This is a genomic window from Burkholderia sp. 22088 (genome assembly GCF_052045915.1).
GTDB classification, from domain to species: domain Bacteria; phylum Pseudomonadota; class Gammaproteobacteria; order Burkholderiales; family Burkholderiaceae; genus Burkholderia; species Burkholderia cepacia.
Genome location: NZ_JBQEPY010000007.1, coordinates 77,205 through 95,662 on the forward strand (window position 1 = coordinate 77,205; position 18,458 = coordinate 95,662).

An 18,458-nucleotide genomic window follows, 5' to 3' on the forward strand; every position below is an offset into this window, starting at 1 on the left:
AGTATCCGGACAGCCCGGCCGCCAAAGCACGCAAGTCCCGCGCAAACGACGCAAGAAACGGACCGTTCGCGCATCGTAGAAAACTGTGCGGGCTTTCCGCATCCGCACATACCCGCAGTCGGCCGCGCGCCTGCCCACGCGCGGCGGCCGGTGCCGCAGGTTTCCGGAATTCGCGGATACCGGCCGAAGAAAGCGGATAGAAGCGCACGTTTCGTCCGCCAATACTGGGCTCGTCGCAGCAATGAATTCAACGGAGGGACAGATGAAAGGACGTCACATCGAGATTCCGTCGCCGGACGGCGGAACGTTTCGCGCCTACCTGAGCACGCCGGCCGGCGGCAAGGGGCCGGGCATCGTGCTGTGTCACGAGATCTTCGGCGCGAACGCGACGATGCGGGAGGCCGCCGACTACTACGCGGAGGAAGGCTATACGGTGCTCGTGCCCGACCTGTTCTGGCGCCAGGCGCCGGGGATCGAGCTCGGCCATGCGGCAGCCGATGTCGAGCGCGCGATGGCCCTGTATCGCGAGTTCGACGAGGACAAGGGCGTCGAGGACATCGGTGCCGCGCTGGACGCGCTCAGGCAGCAGCCGGAATGCACGGGCGAAGCCGGCGTGCTCGGCTACTGCCTCGGCGGCAAGCTCGCCTATCTCGCCGCGTGCCGGCTGCCGGGCGTGGCCGCGGCGGTCAGCTACTACGGCGTGGGCATCGAGCAGGCGCTGGACGAGGCCGCGCACCTGCAGGGCCGGCTCGTGCTGCAGATCGCGGGGCTGGACCGCTTCTGCCCGCCGGACGCGCAGCAGCGCATCGCCGACGCGCTGGCCGGCCGCGACGGCGTCGAAGTGTATGTGTATCCGGGCGTCGATCACGCGTTCGCCCGCGTCGGCGGCGATCATTTCGACAAGGCCGCCGCGGTGATGGCCCACCAGCGCGCGATCGCCGCGTTCCGCGCCGCGCTCGGCCCGCACTACGACCTGTCCACACTGTGGGAAGCGCATCTCGAACACGAATTCGCCACGCGCAACGTCGATGCCACGATGGCGACGATGGTCGCCGAGCCGTACGTCAACCACGTTCCGACGCTGACGGGCGGCGTCGGCCACGACGAGCTCAAGCGCTTCTACACGCATCACTTCGTGCATGCGAATCCGCCCGACACGACGATCACGCCGATCTCGCGCACGATCGGCGCGAGCCAGGTCGTCGACGAGCTGCTGTTCTGCTTCACGCACACCACCGAGATCGACTGGATGCTGCCGGGCGTCGCGCCCACCGGCAAGCGCGTCGAGATTCCACTCGTCGCGATCGTCAAGTTTCGCGGCGACAAGCTCTATCACGAGCATATCTACTGGGATCAGGCGAGCGTGCTCGTGCAGATCGGCCTGCTCGATCCGGCCGGCCTGCCGGTCGCGGGCGTCGAAACGGCCCGCAAGCTGCTCGACGAAACCGTGCCGTCGAACGGCCTGATGCGCCGCTGGCAGGACAGCGAGCCGTCGACGGGTGCGCACTGACGCGCCCCCTCCCTCACCTCACGATTCACGGAGACACCCCATGACTGCCCTTGCTGGCAAAGTCGCGATCGTCACCGGCGGCGCCACGCTGATCGGCGCCGCGGTCGCGCAGGACCTGAGCCGCGCCGGTGCATGCGTCGCGATCCTCGATCTCGATGCGGACAACGGCGCGCGCGTCGCCGGTTCGCTCGGCGACAAGGCCATGTTCGTCGCGCTCGACATCACCGACGATCGCGCGATCGAACGTGCGATATCGGCGATCGTCGAGCGGTTCGGCGCGATCGACGTGCTCGTCAACCTCGCGTGCAGCTACGTCGACAACGGCATCCAGGCGACCCGCAACGACTGGCTCGCCGCGATGGACGTCAACGTCGTGTCGGCCGCGATGCTCGCGAAGGCCGTGCATCCGCACATGGCCCGGCGCGGCGGCGGCGCGATCGTGAACTTCAGCTCGATCTCGGCCGAGTGCGCGCAGACCGGCCGCTGGCTGTACCCGACGTCCAAGGCGGCGATCCGCCAGCTCACGCGCAGCATGGCGATGGATCTCGCGCCCGAGCGCATTCGCGTCAACTCGGTATCGCCGGGATGGACGTGGTCGCGCGTGATGGACGAGCTGACGCACGGCGACCGCGCGAAGACCGATCGCGTCGCCGCGCCGTTCCACCTGCTCGGCCGCGTCGGCGATCCGTCCGAGGTCGCACAGGTCGTGACGTTCCTGTGCAGCGACGCGGCGAGCTTCGTGACGGGCGCCGACTACGCGGTCGATGGCGGCTATTCCGCGATGGGCCCCGAACAGGCGGTGCCGGCCATTCCGCGGCTCGCGGAGTGACCGTTCCCCGCCGCCGCTTCCCGCAATCATTCCGGCCGGCATCCGGCCAACCAAGGACATCCCCATGAGACGTATCGCCATCGTCGGCGCCGGCCAGTCCGGCCTGCAACTCGCCTTCGCCCTGCTCGGCCAGGGCTACCACGTGACGCTCGCGACCAATCGCGACGCCGAACAGATCCGCACGGGCAAGGTCATGTCGAGCCAGTGCATGTTCCATACCGCACTGCAGATCGAACGCGACCTCGGCCTGAACACCTGGGAGGAAGCGTGCCCGTCCGTCGAAGGGATCGGCATCGCGGTGCCGCATCCGGACGGCGGCGGCCGCAAGGCGATCGACTGGTCGTCGCGGCTGACCCGCTACGCGCAGTCGGTCGACCAGCGCGTGAAAATGGCCGACTGGCTCGACAGTGTGCGCCGCCGCGGCGCGGACGTGCGCATCGGCGACATCGGCGTGCCCGAACTCGAGGAACTGGCGCGCAGCCACGACCTCGTGCTGCTCGCGGCCGGCAAGGGCGAGATCGTCAACCTGCTCGGCCGCGACGACGCGCGCAGCGCGTTCGACCGCCCGCAACGCGCGCTGGCCCTCACCTATGTGAAAGGGATGACGCCGAGCCAGCCGTATTCGCGCGTGCGCTTCAACCTGCTGCCCGGCATCGGCGAGTATTTCGTGTTCCCCGCGCTGACCACGACGGGCCCGTGCGAAATCATGGTGTTCGAAGGCATTCCGGGTGGCCCGCTCGACTGCTGGGCCGACGTGAAGACGCCCGAGCAGCATCTGGACCGGAGCCTGTCGTTCTTGCGGCAATACGTGCCGTGGGAATTCGAGCGCTGTCGCGACGTCGAGCTCACCGATTCGAACGGCACGCTGGCCGGCCGCTTCGCGCCGACGGTGCGCAAGCCGTTCTTCCGGCTGCCGTCGGGCCGCACGGTGTTCGGGATGGCCGATGCGGTGGTCGTCAACGATCCGATCACCGGGCAAGGCTCGAACAACGCCGCGAAATGCGCGAACGCATATTTCGATGCGATCGTCGCGCGCGACGCCGCGCCGTTCAGTGAAGACTGGATGCAGCAGACGTTCGAAGGCTACTGGGCTTATGCGCAGCATGTCGTGCGCTGGACCAACTCGCTGCTCACCCCGCCGCCGCCGCACATCCTCGAACTGCTCGGCGCGGCCGGCCAGTTGCCGTCGCTCGCCGCGGCGATCGTCGACGGCTTCGACGATCCGCGCCGGTTCTCGCCGTGGTGGTTCGAGCCGTCGGCCTGCGCGGCGTTCATCCGCGAACACAGCGCGCGTTCGGAGTAACCGGCATGGAAACGATCGCTACCGACCGCCCGACCCTCGACCCGATGCAGCTGCGTGCCGCGTTCGGGCAGTTCCCGACCGGCGTCACCGTGATCACCACGTGCGCGGCCGACGGACGCAAGGTGGGCCTCACCGCCAATTCGTTCTCGTCGCTGTCGCTCGATCCGCCGCTCGTGCTGTGGAGCCTTCGCAAGGTCGCGCCGAGCCGCCCGGATTTCGTCGCGGCCACCCATTTCGCGATCAACATCCTCGCGCACGACCAGATCGACCTGTCGCGCCGCTTCGCGACGCCCAGCGCCGACAAGTTCGACGGCGTGCCGCACGCGGATTCGGACGTCGGCGGCGTGCCCTGCCTCGACGGCGCAAGCGCGCGCTTCGTGTGCCGCAACGTCGGCCATTACGAAGGCGGCGATCACCTGCTCTTCATCGGCCGGATCGAACAGTTCGACGCGTTCGGCAAGGCGCCGCTCGTGTTCCATGCCGGCCAGTATCGTGCGATCGCCGATCACCCCGATCTTTTTCGCACCGTTTGATTAGTTATACCGATAAACAACCAGGAGGTGGTGAACATGAAATTCGGCTCTCGCCTGCTCGTCGTCGCGGGCCTCTCGATCGCCGGCATGGCCGCAAGCGCGCCGGCCCGCGCAACCGACCTGCCGGCGGTCAATCTCGGCATGACCAGCTTCCTCGACGGCATGCCGCCGGCCGGCTCCGGCTGGTACGGCACGCAGTACCTGCAGTACTACACGGCCGGCCGCGTCAACGACAACGCGGGCAACAAGGTCGGGTTGCCGAAGCAGGACATCGACCTGTTCGCGGGGCTGAGCCAGCTCGTCTATCAGTCGCCGCTGACGTTCGCGGGCATGCATCCGGGCCTCGACGTGATCCTGCCGTGGGTCGCATCGGCGCGGACCGACGACGGCATCGGCAACGTCGCGCTGAATGCGCGCGCCGGCTTCGGCGACCTGCTGATCGGCCCGTTCGTCCAGTTCGATCCGGTGATGGGCGCGCAAGGCCCGCGCTTCGCGCAGCGCGTGGAATTCCAGTTCATCGCGCCGACCGGCGCGTACGATCCGTCGCGTGCGATCAACCCGGGCAGCCATGCCTGGTCGTTCGACCCGTACTGGGCGGCGACGCTGTGGCTCACGCCGAAATGGACCGTGTCGTGGCGGCTGCACTATCTGTGGAACACGACCAACCATCGGCCGGCCACGTCGCTCGGCCCGGACGTGACGTCGACGCAGGCCGGCCAGGCGATCCACGCGAACTTCGCGACCGAGTACGAGGTGCGCCCCGGCCTGCGGCTGGGGCTCAACGGCTACTGGCTGCGCCAGACCACCGACATGAAGGAAAACGGGCAGGACGTGCCGGGCACGCGGGAGGCCGTGTTCGCGATCGGCCCGGGGGCCATGTACAGCTTCTCGCAGCAGGATCACCTGATGTTCAACGCGTATTTCGAGACCTATGCGCGGAACCGGCCGCAGGGCACGCGGATGGTGCTGCGGTACGTGCATCACTTTCAGTGACGGCCGCGACCGGACGAACGAGCCCGGTCGGTTTCGTCGGACGAATGATGCATGCTGCCCGCACCGGCGCGCCTGTCCTATAGTTTTGGAGAAGACAACGCAGGCAATACGTCACGACCACGGAGGACCCGCGCGATGAATCCTTCAGCAACCTCCAAGTTCTTGTCGAACGTATCGCGGCGGCTGGCGCACGGCATGGTGGCCGTCGCACCGGCCGTGGTCATCGGCATCGCCGTTTCCGCGTGCGGCGGCGACAGTTCGCCGGGCTCGAGCGTGCCGGCGTTCGCGAACGCGGCGCGCCCGCAGATCAACGCCCTGCTCGCGGATACGCAGACACCCGGCGCAGTCGTCTATGTGCAATCGCCGCAAGGGAACTGGCTCGAATCGTTCGGCACGGCCGTGCGGGGCACGAACACGCCGATACCGACGAACGCACACTTTCGCGTCGGCAGCGTGACCAAGACATGGACCGGCACGGTGATCCTGCAACTCGTCCAGGAAGGCCGGCTGAGCCTCGGCGACACCGTCAGCAAGTTCGTCGCGAACGTGCCCAACGGCAATACGATCACGATCGAACAGTTGCTGACCATGCGCAGCGGCCTCTACAACTATTCGACGAATCTCGCGTTCAACCAGACGCTCGACGCGCAGCCGGACAAGGTGTGGACCACGTCGGAACTGCTGGGTATCGCCGAAGGCCAGCCGGTCTATTTCGCGCCCGGCGCGGATTTTCGCTACTCGAATACGAACACGGTGCTGCTCGGGCTCATCATCGAGCAACTGACCGGCATGAGCGCGGCCGATGCGATGAACGCGCGCCTGTTCGCGCCGCTCGGCCTGGTCAATACCTTGCTCCCGCCGCAGCAGGATACGTCGCTGCCGGCACCGGCGCCGCAGGGCTATCAATGGGGCACCAATGCCGAGACGACCGACAGCGACGCGCTGTCGCCCCAACGCCAGGCGGACGCGAAAAACGGCACGCTGCAACCGACGAACGTGACCCGCGTGAATACGTCGTGGGCGTGGACGGCGGGCTCCGGCATTTCAACCGTGACGGAACTGGCCGCATACGTGCAGCGGATGGTCGGCGGCGGCTACCTGAACGCCAACCTTCAGGCGCAACGGCTCGCCAGTTGCACGCCGATCGATTCGTCCGACCCGAGGTCGGCCAGCTACTGCTTGGGCCTGGCCAAATTCGGCACGTTCTACGGACATACGGGCGAGATCCCGGGCTTCAATACCTTCATGGGCTACGACCCGGTCACGAAGACGACGATCGTCACGTGGGCGAACACGGCGGCCGCGCCGGATGGGCGCGCACCGGCCAACGTGATCGCGCAGATCGTCATGGGCGAGCTCGGCAAGGCGGCCGAAGTGCCGAGCGAAGGGCGGCCGTGATGCCGCGCGAACACCGCTGCATCGCGTACAACGTGATGCCGGCAAACTTCGCCGGCATTCAGGTTAGCAGTAGGGGGCAGCCGATCAGGCGGTGGACTACGGCTAGTTCCATGGCCGACCATGGGTCCAGGATGCATTGACGCCGCTATGGTCAACCTGTCTCGCGGCGCCGCCTGGGGAGGGAGCCTCCATGAAGCCTGTCGCCGTGCCGGCCGGCGGGGGTGGCCGCCCGGCACGCTGAACCTTCAGTGTCGATTCCGGCGCAATTCCGGCTCGTCGTTCACTGTGCGATGCCAACGAATGTCGGCAGCAGCACGCGATAGACGTGGATCATGGCCGGTCCGAGCAGCACCACCATCAGCGCGGGGAAGATGCAGAAGATCAACGGGAACAGCAGCTTCAACGCGATCTTCGCGGCCCGCTCCTCCGCACGCATCCGGCGCCGCGTGCGCAGCATGTCGGACAACACGCGCAGCGATTCGCTGATGCTCGTGCCGAACCGGTCGGCCTGGATCAGCATCGCGCAGAACGCCTCTATGTCCTCCACGCCGGTACGCAGCGCGAGATTGCGCAGCGCCGTCTCCTTCGTGAAACCGGAGCGCATCTCGAGCAGCAGCAGGTCGAGTTCGCTCGCGACCACCTCGCTGCTGAACCGCAGCTCCTCGCTCACCTTCATCAGCGCCGCGTCGAGCCCGAGCCCCGCTTCGACGCAGACCGTCAGCAGGTCGAGCGCGTCCGGGAAATCCTCGAAGATCTTCTGCTGGCGCACCTTGACCCGCTGCGACAGCACGATGTTCGGGATGTAGTAGCCGATGCCGGCAAGCGCGACGAGGATGACCGACAGGATCTCGCGCTCGTCGCCGAGCCGGGTCGTGATCAGCGCCAGCAGCGCCGCGCACGGCAACCCGAGTGCCAATGCCGTCTTCGCGGTGAAATAAAGCGCGGCCGCACTCTGGTTGCGCCAGCCGGCATTCATGAGCCGGATGCGCAGCGGCGAATTCTCCCAGCCCTGCTTCGGCACCGACAGCCTCGAGATCGGGGTAGACAGCTCCACCAGCTTCGCAACCCAGCGCGACGCCAGGTCGTCGCCGTCGCCGGTGCCCGCAACGGCAGTCGCGCCCGCCCCGGTTCCACCGGCCTGCTGGATCCGGCGCTGGATGCTGCGTGGCGCGAACAGCAGCATCGCGACAAGCGCGCCGCCGGCCACGAAGATGAACAAGCCGCCCAGCATCACGGCCTGGACTACGCTCAGGTTTTGCATGACAGCCTCGCAACGGTTCGTTATACGATTCGCGCGTCAGACGCGAATGCGGACAATGCGGCGGATCCAGAACAGGCCGAACAACATCGACACCAGCATCGTGCCGACCATCCTGATCCCGGCCGGATCTTCCCAGAGCACCGACAGGAATTCTCGGTTCAGCACGGCCATCACCGCGGCTGTGCCGAACGGCAGCAGCCCGAGAATCCATGCCGACAGCCGCCCTTCCGCGGACAGCACGCGCACCTTGTCGAACAGCTTGAAGCGCTCCCGGATCAGCGCGGCGATGCTGTCGAGCAGCTCGGCCAGGTTGCCGCCCGTCTCGCGCTGGATCAGCACCGCGATCACGAAGTAACGCAGGTCCTGTACCGGCACGCGCGTGGCGAGGTTCATCAGCGCGTCGTGCAGCGGCACGCCGTAGTTGACCTCGTCGAAGGTGACCCGGAACTCGCCGCCCATCGGGTCGGGAAACTCGTCGCCGACCATCCCGAGCGTGCTCGTGAACGAGTGACCGGACCTCAACGCGCGCGCGATCATGTCGCAGATGTCCGGCAACTGCCGCTCGAGCTTGCGCATCCGGCGCCCGCGGCAGCGCAGCACGTACATGATCGGCGCGCATCCGGCGAACAGTGCGAGCGGCAGCACCGCGAGTTGCGGCAGCGTCGCGAAGCTCAGTACGAGCCACGCGAACGCCGTGAACACCGTGCTCAGCATGATCAGCTTCGGCAGCGTCCAGTCGAGCCCCGATTGCTGGATCACGAGATCGAGCCGGTGCACGCGCGGCACCCGCAGCAGCAGCCGGTCGAACGGCTTCGATTCGTCGAGCATCCGCTTCTTCAGGATCGACAGCCGTTCCTGCTGAACGTTGCCGCCGGCCGACATCGAGCGGATGCGCGATTCGATCCGGCGCGCGGCGGAGCCGTGCCGCGCGTTCCACCATTGATAGCCCCCTTCGATCGCGAGCACCACCGCGACGAAGGTGAGAATCACAAAACCGTAAAAGATCGTGTTCATGAAGCCTCCCCGGCAGCGAACAGCGCCCTGTCGTCAGTTCGTCTCGTACCGCTGAGACGGGTCGTACAGCGAATCCGGCAGGTTGATGCCGAATGCCTGCAGCCGCTCGACGAACTTCGGCCGCACGCCGGTCGCGCAGAAGTGGCCGCGTACCGAGCCGTCGCGATCCACGCCCGAGCGCTTGAACGTGAAGATCTCCTGCATGTTGATGATGTCGCCTTCCATCCCGGTCAGCTCCTGGATGCTGACGATCTTGCGCTTGCCGTCCGTCAGCCGCGCCGCCTGCACGACCACCGAGATCGCCGATGCGATCTGCTGGCGCATCGTCTTCGGCGGCAGCGTCAGGCCGGAGACGCTGATCATGTTCTCGAGCCGCGTCAGCGCGTCGCGCGGTGTGTTCGCGTGGATCGTCGCGAGCGAGCCTTCGTGGCCGGTGTTCATCGCGTTGAGCATGTCGAGCGCTTCGGCGCCGCGCACTTCGCCGAGGATGATCCGGTCGGGGCGCATCCGCAGCGCGTTGCGCACCAGCGTGCGCTGCGTGATCTCGCCCTTGCCCTCGATGTTCGGCGGGCGCGTTTCGAGCCGCAGCACATGCGGCTGCTGCAGTTGCAGCTCGGCGGCGTCCTCGATCGTCACGATCCGCTCGTTGCGCGGAATGTAGCCGGACAGGATGTTGAGCAGCGTCGTCTTGCCGCTGCCGGTGCCGCCCGACACCAGCACGTTCACCTTCGCGCGCGACAGCGCATCGAGCAGTTCGGCCATCGGCGGCGTCAGGCTGTGGTAGCGCACGAGGTCGTCCATCTTCAGCGGATTGACCGCGAAGCGCCGGATCGACATCAGCGGCCCGTCGATCGCGGACGGCGGGATGATCGCGTTCACGCGCGAGCCGTCCGGCAGGCGTGCATCGACCATCGGGCTCGATTCGTCGATGCGGCGCCCGACGCGCGACACGATCTTCTCGATCACCTTCATCAGGTGCGCATCGTCGTAGAACGTCACGTCGGTCAGTTCGAGCTGGCCGGCGCGCTCGACATAGACCTGCCGGTACGTGTTCACGAGGATGTCGGAAATGCCGGGGTCGCGCAGCAGCGCTTCGAGCGGGCCGAAGCCGAACATCTCGTCGTACACGTCGATCGCGAGCTGCCGCCGCTCGATGTCGTTCGCGGGCAGCCGCTCCTCGTCGAGGATGCGCGCGATCAGGGCGCCGATCTCCATGCGGACCGACTCTTGCTGCATCCGAGACAGGCGCTCGAGCTCGACGCGTTCGAGCACGGCCAGGTGGATTTCGCGGCGCAGCTTCTGGTATGCGTCGCGCACCGACGAATGCGCCGGGCCGGCCGGTTCGCTGCCCGCCGCGTGCGGCTGGGCCCGGTGCAACGACATCTGTTCGCGCAATGACATGATGGTTCCCCGAAAGATTTACATGGACTTGAGCTTCGGCGTGGCCCTGCGGCCGAAAAGCCGGGACATCAGCGGTTCGCTTTGCGTGGTGGAGTGCCCCGCGCGCACCTCCCCGTCGACGAGTTGCTTCGCGCAGCCTTGCAACGCGCGCACGACCGCCGTGCCGCGCGCGAGCCGCGACACCGGATGGCCCTGGTTGATCGCTTCGAGCACGGTGTCCGCATCGTCGGGGATCGTGCAGGCCGCCTGCAGGCCGAGCACTTCCTCGAGCGCAGTGCGGGTACGGTCGCTCGCGCGCGTCGCGCGGTTCACGATCAGACGCAACTGGTCGGTCGAGTAGCCGAGCGACACGAGGATCTCCAGCAGCCGGCGGCCCGCGCGCACGTGCGGCATCGCGGGCTGCAGCACCAGCTGGATCTGGTCGCTGCGATCCAGCGCGACCATCGACAGCGGATTGATGCAGACACCGACGTCGAAGATCACGAAGTCGTAGCGCGGCGCGGCAACACCCAGGATCCATTCGAGCGCGTCCTCGCGCATCTCGGCGGCCTTGACCGGGTCGCCTGCGCCCGCGAGCACGTGGAAGTTCTCCGTCACGTGCGCGACGCTCGCGTCGAGAAATGCGCTGTCGAGCCGCTCGATCTGCGTGCACAGTTGCGGCAACGTCGACGGCGGGGTTTCGTCGCTGACGAGGAACGCCGCATCGGCGAACTGCTGGTTCAGGTCGATCAGCAGCACGCGGCGCTTGAAGCCTTCCGCGATCTCGAATGCGATGTTGCTGGCCGCGAAGCTCGTGCCGGCCCCGCCCTTGCACGACATGAACGACACGATCCGCGTATCGTCGGTGTCGCGCCGCGTGCTTTGCGCGGCCGCGCGCTCGAGCGCATTGCCGAGCGCCTGTGGATCGAGCGGCCACTGCAGCACGTCCCGCGCGCCCGCGCGCATCGCGTCGAGCAGCATGTGCTGCGACGTGTCCGCCGTCACGAGAATGCAGGTCAGGCCCGCGTGCGCGCGGCAGATGCGCTCGATCGCCGACAGTTCGGACGGCTCGAGCGACGTGCCGTCGACCAGCAGGATGTCGAACGCGTCGAGCCCGTCGGTACGATGTTCGATCTGCGACGGGCGGCCGGTCGCGCGCGTGGCGCGATAACGTCCGCAGTCGGCCACGAGGCGCGCGATCTGCGTGAGTCGCGCGGTATCGTCGGAAGCTACGAGGATGTTGATCATGTCGTGTGCCTCGCCTGTTCGATCAATTGCAGTTTGGGCCGCCGGTCGCGGAAGTCAGGCTTTCGCGCGGCAGCGTCGTCGCGAAAGCCGGCATCCTGACCGAGACATTCACGAACGGGATCATCGTCTTGACCGTGACGTTCGTGACGCTGACGGTCACGAACGCGCACGAATTCACGTCGCAGCTCGCCGGCGAGTAGTTCACCGACACGTTCGCGTTCGACAGCAGCGGCAGCAGCGCCCTCACGCGCTTCGCGACGCCGGCGGCGTTCACGTCGCACACCACCGCCGTGCGCGCGCCGAGACGCACGGCTTCGCTCGCGGTGTTCCAGTAGAACAACACGCGGCCGAATTCGAAGATGCCGATCAGCAGCATGATCAGGACCGACGCGATCAGCGCGAACTCGACGATCGTCGAGCCGCGCTGGGCGCGGCGGCGTGACTGGGGGGCATGGCGTGCGTTCATGACACTTGCCTCATCACGGTGACGATGTTGTTGAAGGTGATCGACGGCAGCCACGGGTAGGCGGGAATCGGCTGGTATTTGTAGCCCGTGATCTTCACTTCGACGACGTTGATCGCGCCCGTCGCCGTCCCGCTTGCCGTGTTGTTGTCCGAGTCGTAGGTCGGCAGGTTCGCGAACTGCGACGGATCGGACGTGTCGCTGCAGCCGGTCGTGCGCTGCGCGTCGCAGATCGTCACCATCGACGTCGTGAGCCCAGGCACCAGCTCGGTGCCCGACGAGCCGCACGTCGTGCTGCCGTAGACGACGAGGCACTGCGCCTGCGACACCGGGTACGCGCTGTCGGTCGGCAGCCAGACCGACAGGTAGCGCGCCGCATTGCGCGTCGCCTTGGTCAGCGTCTCGTACTGGTAGATCGCGCGGCCGAACTCGGCCACGCCGGTCGCGAGCATGATCATCGGTACCAGCACGAGCGCGAACTCGACGGCGGCGACGCCACGGGTGCGCGAACGGCGAAACGGCGGCTTCTTCATGATCATCTCTCCGCTATTGAACGAGCATCGGAACCTGGGTCCCGGACGCGCTGCCGCTGCCGGGCAAGCCGTGCGTCGCGCACGGGTTGTTGCCGGAGACCGACGAGCCGAGGTATTCGAGGTGCGCCACGACGGCGCCGCTGCCGGCGCTGAACGGAAGCGGATCGAGCATCAGCACGCAATCCCATTGCGTGACGTGCACCTTGCCGCTATTGCCGTTCAGCGTCGAACAGTCGCCCTCCGGCGCGAGCGCAACGCGGCGGTCGCCGCCGAAGGTCTGGTAATTGCTCGCCGTCGCGGTGCCGTTGGTCGAAATCCCGCTGCCTGACGGCGGCGCGCCGTCGCCCTGGTAGGGCTTGAAGCTCGCGCGGTCGGCGACGAACTGCGTGTACGCGTCGCCCTTGATGCCGGCCGTTCCGGGCGGCCCGTAGTTCGGGCCGACGTACGCGTAGCCGGTGAAGTCGGGCTGGCCGCTCGACCCGTTCGCACCGTTCGTATAGATGCCGAAGCGCGTATTCCAGGCACGCAGCGACGCGGACTTCAGGCCCGTGGTGCTGAGGTCCGGCGGGCTCGTGATGTTGCAGGTGTTGCCCGACAGCTCGCCGGCCAGGGTGGTTTCGTTCGTCGAGCCGTCGAGCGCGGCCCAGCCGAAGCTGCCGGGGCCGTAGGTCGACGACGACCCGGACGGCGACGTGATCCAGTCGCCGACCTTGTACGCAGGTGCGCCCGCCGCGCGGCACACGAACACCGGAATCGCGCAGGTCGTCTGCCCGCCGCCGACAGTCGCGATCGCGCTGGCCGACACCTCCGCCGCGTTCGCGAGCTTCGTGCCGGGCAGCACGTTCAGCACCTCGATGAACCAGTGCGCGATGTTGCTCAGCGTCGCGGTGCACTGCACGTACTTGACGTTAGCCGGCGTCGTGACCGCGCTCTTCGTCAGGAACGGGTTGGACAGCGAATCGCTGAACGTCACGTTCGCGTTCGTCGACATCTGCACCGACTTGTTCTGGAAAAACACGAAATTCAGGTGGCCGGCGGCGATCCCGTCCGCCTCGGCCACCGACAGGCTGATGGCTGAAGTCAGGTCACGCGCAGCCGACAGCGCGCATGCATCGGCGCTGTTCTGCAGTTCGCTGCGCGTGACGTACAGCTTGCCGAGATCCAGCGCGAGACCGACGAATCCGATCATCACCGCCAGTGCGAGACCGACGATGATCGCGACGGCACCGCGCTGGCGATGCAGGCTGCGACGCATGACTTTCGGATAGCGGGCTGCGCTGTTCATGGCGTTCTCCCTGAGCGTGCCGTCGTTACTGGGTGGCCTTGCCGATGCCGATCACGAACGCATTGGCGGGCGGATCGACCTGCTTGAACGACTTTTCGTAGTTGTCGAGCGCCGACGCTGCCGCGCCGCCGTCGACCACCGTCGTCGCGGCCGCGTGTTCGGCGGCATGCGGGTCGATGATCTGGGCCTGCGTCACGGCGCGGACCGATTCGCCGAAGCGGGTGTCCCACACCGGGGTCGACGACATGCAGCCGGCAAGCGCGAAGGCGAGCGGTGCGGCGAGCGCCGCACGGCGCACGAATACGAAGTAGGCGGATTTCATGAGTGTCCCCTTGGATGGCATCAACGATCGGTGGACCCGGATTCCGAGCGGGCGACCTGCGCGTGGGCGGCCGGCGGGAGCCGGTGCGCCGGCTGGGCCGGTGTGGCCGGGCCGGCCGCGGCAAGACGCGCGGCGGTGGCTTCAATGCGCGCGACACGGGCTGCGTTGGCTGCGTTCGCCGCATCGGCCGCGTCGGGCCGCGGCGCGGCAGCCGCCACCGGCGCGGGCGTCTTCTGCGGTTCGGCCGGTACCGGCGGCTGCGCGTCCGCGCCTTGCGGCACACGCGGTGCGGGCAGCGCGGCGGCCGCGGCGGCCGCGGCATCCGGTTGCGGCGCCGGTACGGGTGCCTGAGCCGGTGCCTGAGCCGGTGCCTGAGCCGGTGCCTGAGCCGGTGCCTGCGGGGCAGCTGCCGCGCCGTTCGCCGGTTGTGCGCCGGGCTTGCGCACACCGCCGCGGCCTTCCATGTTGCCCGTCGCGTACACGTCGACTTCGTTCGGCTTCGAGAAGCTGTCGGTCGGCAGCGGCACGTCGGCGGTCTGCAGCGGCTTCACCAGGTGCGGCGTGATCAGGAAGATCAGCTCGGTGCGATCCTGCTGGAACGACGTGCTGCGGAACAGCGCGCCGAGCACCGGCACTTCGCCCACACCCGGAAGCGCCTTCAGCGCGCCCGTCACGTTGTCCTTGATCAGCCCGCCGATCGCGAACGATTCGCCGTCGCTCATCTGCACCGTCGTCGATGCGCGCCGCGTCGTGATCAGCGGCAGGATCGACGTGCCGCCGATGTTGGTGGCACTCAGCGTGACGCCCGTCTGCGACAGCTCCGACACTTCCGGCGCCACCTTCAGGCTGATCCGGCCGTTGGCGAGCACCGTCGGCGTGAACTTCAGCGCGACGCCGAATTCCTCTTCCTGCAGCGTGATCGACGACGTGCCGTTGCCGCTGCTCTGCGGAATCGGGATGAAGATCTTGCCGCCGGCGAGGAACGTCGCTTCCTGGCCGCTGATCGTCACGAGATTCGGCTCCGCGAGGATCTTGACCAGGTTGTCGGTGTTCTGTGCGTCGGCCGCGAGGTTGAACGGCTTGTTGTTCGCCTTGCTGAAGGCGACGCCGCTCGCCACCCCCGCGAGCAGGTTGCTGACCAGCGCCCCGCTCCACGAACCGAACCCGCCCTGGATGTTGAGCGCGCTGCCCATCTGGTTGATCAGCGTCTTCGACACCTCGGCCACCTTCACCTCGAGCATCACCTGCTGCGGCGACGTGACGGCCAGCATGTTCAGCACTCCGCCGCCACTTTGCTTGCCGCCCGCGGCCGGGTCGCCGGCGCTGTCGCCGTAGGCGCGCGCGATCTGCACGGCCTGCTGCGCGGCCTGCGAGCTCGACACGGTGCCCGACAGCACGATCGTGCCGGCCGCGGTCGTCACGCGGATGTCGCGCTCGTTCGGCATCAGCTGCAGCAGCGACGCCTGCAGGCCGCCGGCATCCGCGCCGACCGCGACGTCGATCACGCGGCATGCGCCGCTCTTGCCCTGCACGATCATGTTGGTCGTGCCGACCGCGAGCCCGAGGATGTACAGCGTCTGCGGTGACACCATCGTGGCCTGCGCAACCGCCGGATTGCCGATCGTCCGATTGCGGACCGGCTCCGGCATCGGCACCAGCAGCGACTTGCCGAGCGGCACGCTGACGCTGGTCGACTCGCGCACGGCGCCGACGCAATTCGGCCCACGCAGCGGCCCCGCCGACGCGGCGGGCGCGGCGGCCGCCACCGGCGCCATGCTGATCGTCATCTGCATCGGCCCCTTGCCGACGGCGGTCGGCGCGCTGGCGCCGCCCTTCGTCAGCACCGCCGACTCGATGCCTTCCTGCGCGAGTGCGCCATAAACCGTCAGCCATCCCGAACAGAGGATCGCGACCATCATCGTGCCCCGTGCGACGCGTGTGCGCAGCGGGCCGGTATCCGTGCATTGCGGTTTGATCTTCATTTCGTCTGATCCCCCGAGAGACCGGCACCGTGCCGGTTATCGACTTCCAGGGCCGCCGCACGTTGCAGGCGGCCGTTTATGTGACTGTGTTGATCTGCTTCAGAAACACTCGACGCTGCCCTTCACGCCCGTCAGCACGCCGACGCAGTCGCGCCGCGCTTCCGGCGCCGCATGCGATGCGACGTGCACGCGTACCGTCCGTACGCGAGCGGGCGCCGCGGGCGCTTCGGGTACGGGCTCCTTGCCGAGCAGCGTCAGCTTGGTCGCCCCGTCGGTGTTCAGCGTCTTCTGGTCGACCTGGTTGCGCAGCACGAGCGACAGCGTGCCGACGCTGCGCGCGAGGTCGAGCCGTTCGGCCTGGTCGGGCGTGACTTCCAGCGTCACCGCGTTGACGACCTTCGGCGCCGTGTCGTCGCGGCTCACCTGCTGCGCGACGGCGAGCACGAGGATGTGCTCGAGCACGATCTTCGAGATGCTCTGCCCGTCGGTCTTGCCCTGCTGTTCCTGCGTGTTGACGATCACGTCGACGTAGTTGCCCGGCAGCGCGAAGCCCGCGACGCCGACCACGTCGTTCACGCGCACCGTGATCGCGCGGCTGCCGTCGGCGATCACCGCGGACAGCCCGCCCTTCGTGCCGACCGGCGCGAGCTTCGTCTCGATCACCGGCTCGCCGCGTGCGAGGCTGGTGCGCACGACGCGCCCTTCGAGCGCCTTCGTATCGGTGAACGCGCCGGTCGGCACGCTGCCCGACGGCCAGCTGACCATGTGAATCTGGTTCGGCCCGAGCGGTTCGCCCAGGTTCAGGTCGGTGGTGGCCACCGCGACCGGCGTGACCGAACTCGTGGATGTCTGTACCAGCCAGTGGGACGCGAACACGACCGCGGCAAGACCCGCGACCATCGCGACGACCAGCATCATGACCGCTCGACTGTTTTTCATGGCAATGCTCCTCGACGAATCGTGAAAGAAACGGCTCAACCGGTGATGAAGGTGCGTCCGCCGCGTTCGACGGGCGGCGGATGGACGCCGTCACGTTCGGGTGCCGCGCCGAAATAGCTCACCCACGCGTCGTACAGCGCGTCGTGCGTCACCTCGGGCGGATCGCCGCGGTAACGCGCGCCGGCGGCCACGAGACGCAGCAGGTCCGCCGGAAAACAGGCGAGAAACGCCTTGCCGGTCGGCAGGTGCAGCCGATGCAGCAGGTAGTCGAATGCATCGCTCGCCGATACGAGCCCCAGCGATGCGCAGGCTGCGTCATACACGGCGCGGTAGTCGTCGATCGCCATCGCGCCGACGTGAAGCTTCGAACCGAGCCGGCGCAGGAACGCGTCGTCGCAGAACTGCTCCGGCGCGAGGTTGCTCGAGAACACCGGCCAGACGTCGAACGGCATCACGAAGCGGTTGCCGGATTCGAGCGTCAGGTAATCGACGCCGCGATCGAGCGGACGCAGCCAGCGGTTGAGCAGGTCGCGCGGCTCGACGCGCTGGCGGCCGAGATCGTCGACGACGTACATGCCCATGTTCGCCTTCATGTGCGGCGGCGCCTGGTAAAAGCCGGCGACTTCGTCGCGACGCAGGTCGAGCTCGTCGAGCGTCAGTTCGCCGCCCGACATCACGACCGGCCGTTCGCACAGGCGCCAGCGGCGATCGACCGACTGGCCGCCCGACGACGTTCCCGCATCGACGTGCACGAGCGGGTCGTAGATCTGGATCACTTCGCCGGCCGCGCAGATCGCGTACGGCACCGGCACGCGGCCCCGCATCAGCGAACCGAGCCGCTCGGCGAGGAAGGTCTTGCCGCTGCCGGCGGGCCCGTAGATCAGCAGCGGACGGCCCGCGTTCAGCGCAGCCGCGGCCGCATCGAGCACCGCCGTGTCGATCACGATGCCTTCGAACGCCGCCCACACCTCGTCCTGGCTGATGTGCAGCTTGCGTACCGAATGCGCGTTCAGGCACGCGAGATACGCGTCGAGCGTCACCGGCGCGGGCCCGCTGTAGCCGCTGCGCGCCCGTTCCTCGAGCGCCAGCACGCGGCCCGCGTCGGTCAGGCGGAACGTCACGTCGAGATCGGTCGCACCGCGATGGGTGAGCTCGACGAGATGCTCGCGCACCAGGAACGCGAAGACGTCGTCGAGCACGGCGAGCGGCAGGCAGTGCCGTTCGACCAGGTCGCCGTACGACGGGCGGCCGAGCATCAGCGTCGACTTCAGCACGAGACCGGCGACGAACGTCATGCTCAACCCGGTATCGTCGAGCGAGCGCGGCGCCGCCGGCAACTGCGCGCCCAGCTTCGTATGCGCTTCCCGCGACGGCAACGGATCGGGCAGGCGTGCCACCTGTGCGTCGCGTCTCGGTTCGGTGTGATTCGTGTTCATGATCGTTCCGTCCTCGTTGCAGATCCGTC

17 protein-coding genes are annotated in these 18,458 nt (G+C 67.7%); 6 read left to right on the forward strand and 11 right to left on the reverse strand.

Annotated elements, in window-relative coordinates; translation table 11 throughout:
• The first annotated feature begins 262 nt into the window (after nt 1-262).
• The 6 genes from ACTJLD_RS15155 (at nt 263) to ACTJLD_RS15180 (ending at nt 6,566) form a co-directional block, all read left to right on the forward strand.
• Nucleotides 263-1,510: a dienelactone hydrolase family protein gene (locus ACTJLD_RS15155; protein WP_437265697.1), complete on the forward strand. Its 1,248-nt coding sequence runs from the start codon at nt 263-265 to the stop codon at nt 1,508-1,510.
• 40 nt (nt 1,511-1,550) lie between these two features.
• A complete protein-coding gene (locus ACTJLD_RS15160) occupies nt 1,551-2,339 on the forward strand; it encodes an SDR family oxidoreductase (RefSeq protein ID WP_048027245.1) in 789 nt (262 codons plus the stop codon).
• A gap of 64 nt (nt 2,340-2,403) precedes the next feature.
• Complete coding sequence (locus ACTJLD_RS15165; RefSeq protein ID WP_027792711.1) at nt 2,404-3,642, forward strand: styrene monooxygenase/indole monooxygenase family protein; 1,239 nt, start codon at nt 2,404-2,406, stop codon at nt 3,640-3,642.
• Nucleotides 3,643-3,647: 5 nt separating this feature from the next.
• Entirely contained in the window at nt 3,648-4,175 is a 528-nt protein-coding gene (locus tag ACTJLD_RS15170) for a flavin reductase family protein (protein WP_440659207.1), read from the forward strand.
• 36 nt (nt 4,176-4,211) lie between these two features.
• A complete protein-coding gene (locus ACTJLD_RS15175; protein ID WP_124535349.1) occupies nt 4,212-5,168 on the forward strand; it encodes a SphA family protein in 957 nt (318 codons plus the stop codon).
• A 135-nt stretch (nt 5,169-5,303) separates the two neighbouring features.
• Complete coding sequence (locus ACTJLD_RS15180) at nt 5,304-6,566, forward strand: serine hydrolase domain-containing protein (RefSeq protein WP_440659208.1); 1,263 nt, start codon at nt 5,304-5,306, stop codon at nt 6,564-6,566.
• 280 nt (nt 6,567-6,846) lie between these two features.
• Here the strand turns inward: ACTJLD_RS15180 and ACTJLD_RS15185 are convergent, their stop codons facing one another.
• From ACTJLD_RS15185 to ACTJLD_RS15235, 11 genes are all read right to left on the reverse strand, one after another.
• Nucleotides 6,847-7,827 (reverse strand): type II secretion system F family protein, encoded by a 981-nt coding sequence (locus ACTJLD_RS15185; RefSeq protein WP_060084650.1) that lies wholly within the window; start codon nt 7,825-7,827, stop codon nt 6,847-6,849.
• A 36-nt stretch (nt 7,828-7,863) separates the two neighbouring features.
• Nucleotides 7,864-8,841 (reverse strand): type II secretion system F family protein, encoded by a 978-nt coding sequence (locus ACTJLD_RS15190; protein WP_060084649.1) that lies wholly within the window; start codon nt 8,839-8,841, stop codon nt 7,864-7,866.
• A gap of 33 nt (nt 8,842-8,874) precedes the next feature.
• A complete protein-coding gene (locus ACTJLD_RS15195) occupies nt 8,875-10,242 on the reverse strand; it encodes a CpaF family protein (RefSeq protein ID WP_060084648.1) in 1,368 nt (455 codons plus the stop codon).
• Nucleotides 10,243-10,260: 18 nt separating this feature from the next.
• Nucleotides 10,261-11,469 (reverse strand): AAA family ATPase, encoded by a 1,209-nt coding sequence (locus tag ACTJLD_RS15200; RefSeq protein ID WP_060316762.1) that lies wholly within the window; start codon nt 11,467-11,469, stop codon nt 10,261-10,263.
• A gap of 22 nt (nt 11,470-11,491) precedes the next feature.
• Nucleotides 11,492-11,935, reverse strand: a complete 444-nt coding sequence (locus tag ACTJLD_RS15205) for a TadE/TadG family type IV pilus assembly protein (RefSeq protein ID WP_059688219.1) — start codon at nt 11,933-11,935, stop codon at nt 11,492-11,494.
• Nucleotides 11,932-12,465, reverse strand: coding sequence for a TadE/TadG family type IV pilus assembly protein (locus ACTJLD_RS15210; protein WP_175864070.1), 534 nt, complete (start codon nt 12,463-12,465; stop codon nt 11,932-11,934). Before ACTJLD_RS15210 ends, ACTJLD_RS15205 begins: the two co-directional genes overlap by 4 nt.
• Nucleotides 12,466-12,478: 13 nt before the next feature.
• Nucleotides 12,479-13,750, reverse strand: coding sequence for a pilus assembly protein TadG-related protein (locus ACTJLD_RS15215; protein WP_060084646.1), 1,272 nt, complete (start codon nt 13,748-13,750; stop codon nt 12,479-12,481).
• 25 nt (nt 13,751-13,775) lie between these two features.
• Nucleotides 13,776-14,072: a hypothetical protein gene (locus tag ACTJLD_RS15220; protein WP_059648656.1), complete on the reverse strand. Its 297-nt coding sequence runs from the start codon at nt 14,070-14,072 to the stop codon at nt 13,776-13,778.
• Nucleotides 14,073-14,092: 20 nt separating this feature from the next.
• Nucleotides 14,093-16,054 carry a type II and III secretion system protein family protein gene (locus tag ACTJLD_RS15225; RefSeq protein ID WP_440659209.1) on the reverse strand — a complete coding sequence of 654 codons (1,962 nt, stop codon included), beginning with the start codon at nt 16,052-16,054 and terminating at the stop codon, nt 14,093-14,095.
• A gap of 99 nt (nt 16,055-16,153) precedes the next feature.
• The gene (cpaB, locus tag ACTJLD_RS15230) at nt 16,154-16,993 is read right to left on the reverse strand and encodes a Flp pilus assembly protein CpaB (RefSeq protein WP_440659210.1); all 840 of its coding nucleotides are present in this window, start codon (nt 16,991-16,993) and stop codon (nt 16,154-16,156) included.
• Between the two features lie 35 nt (nt 16,994-17,028).
• Nucleotides 17,029-18,429, reverse strand: coding sequence for an ATP-binding protein (locus ACTJLD_RS15235; RefSeq protein ID WP_060084692.1), 1,401 nt, complete (start codon nt 18,427-18,429; stop codon nt 17,029-17,031).
• Nucleotides 18,430-18,458: the final 29 nt, after the last annotated feature.

Bases quoted from the DNA above. Each gene is read 5' to 3' on its own strand.
- ACTJLD_RS15155 (WP_437265697.1), top strand. From the start codon at position 263: ATGAAAGGACGTCACATCGAGATTCCGTCGCCGGACGGCGGAACGTTT.
- ACTJLD_RS15160 (WP_048027245.1), top strand. From the start codon at position 1,551: ATGACTGCCCTTGCTGGCAAAGTCGCGATCGTCACCGGCGGCGCCACG.
- ACTJLD_RS15165 (WP_027792711.1), top strand. From the start codon at position 2,404: ATGAGACGTATCGCCATCGTCGGCGCCGGCCAGTCCGGCCTGCAACTC.
- ACTJLD_RS15170 (WP_440659207.1), top strand. From the start codon at position 3,648: ATGGAAACGATCGCTACCGACCGCCCGACCCTCGACCCGATGCAGCTG.
- ACTJLD_RS15175 (WP_124535349.1), top strand. From the start codon at position 4,212: ATGAAATTCGGCTCTCGCCTGCTCGTCGTCGCGGGCCTCTCGATCGCC.
- ACTJLD_RS15180 (WP_440659208.1), top strand. From the start codon at position 5,304: ATGAATCCTTCAGCAACCTCCAAGTTCTTGTCGAACGTATCGCGGCGG.
- ACTJLD_RS15185 (WP_060084650.1), bottom strand. From the start codon at position 7,827: ATGCAAAACCTGAGCGTAGTCCAGGCCGTGATGCTGGGCGGCTTGTTC.
- ACTJLD_RS15190 (WP_060084649.1), bottom strand. From the start codon at position 8,841: ATGAACACGATCTTTTACGGTTTTGTGATTCTCACCTTCGTCGCGGTG.
- ACTJLD_RS15195 (WP_060084648.1), bottom strand. From the start codon at position 10,242: ATGTCATTGCGCGAACAGATGTCGTTGCACCGGGCCCAGCCGCACGCG.
- ACTJLD_RS15200 (WP_060316762.1), bottom strand. From the start codon at position 11,469: ATGATCAACATCCTCGTAGCTTCCGACGATACCGCGCGACTCACGCAG.
- ACTJLD_RS15205 (WP_059688219.1), bottom strand. From the start codon at position 11,935: ATGAACGCACGCCATGCCCCCCAGTCACGCCGCCGCGCCCAGCGCGGC.
- ACTJLD_RS15210 (WP_175864070.1), bottom strand. From the start codon at position 12,465: ATGAAGAAGCCGCCGTTTCGCCGTTCGCGCACCCGTGGCGTCGCCGCC.
- ACTJLD_RS15215 (WP_060084646.1), bottom strand. From the start codon at position 13,750: ATGAACAGCGCAGCCCGCTATCCGAAAGTCATGCGTCGCAGCCTGCAT.
- ACTJLD_RS15220 (WP_059648656.1), bottom strand. From the start codon at position 14,072: ATGAAATCCGCCTACTTCGTATTCGTGCGCCGTGCGGCGCTCGCCGCA.
- ACTJLD_RS15225 (WP_440659209.1), bottom strand. From the start codon at position 16,054: ATGAAGATCAAACCGCAATGCACGGATACCGGCCCGCTGCGCACACGC.
- cpaB (WP_440659210.1), bottom strand. From the start codon at position 16,993: ATGAAAAACAGTCGAGCGGTCATGATGCTGGTCGTCGCGATGGTCGCG.
- ACTJLD_RS15235 (WP_060084692.1), bottom strand. From the start codon at position 18,429: ATGAACACGAATCACACCGAACCGAGACGCGACGCACAGGTGGCACGC.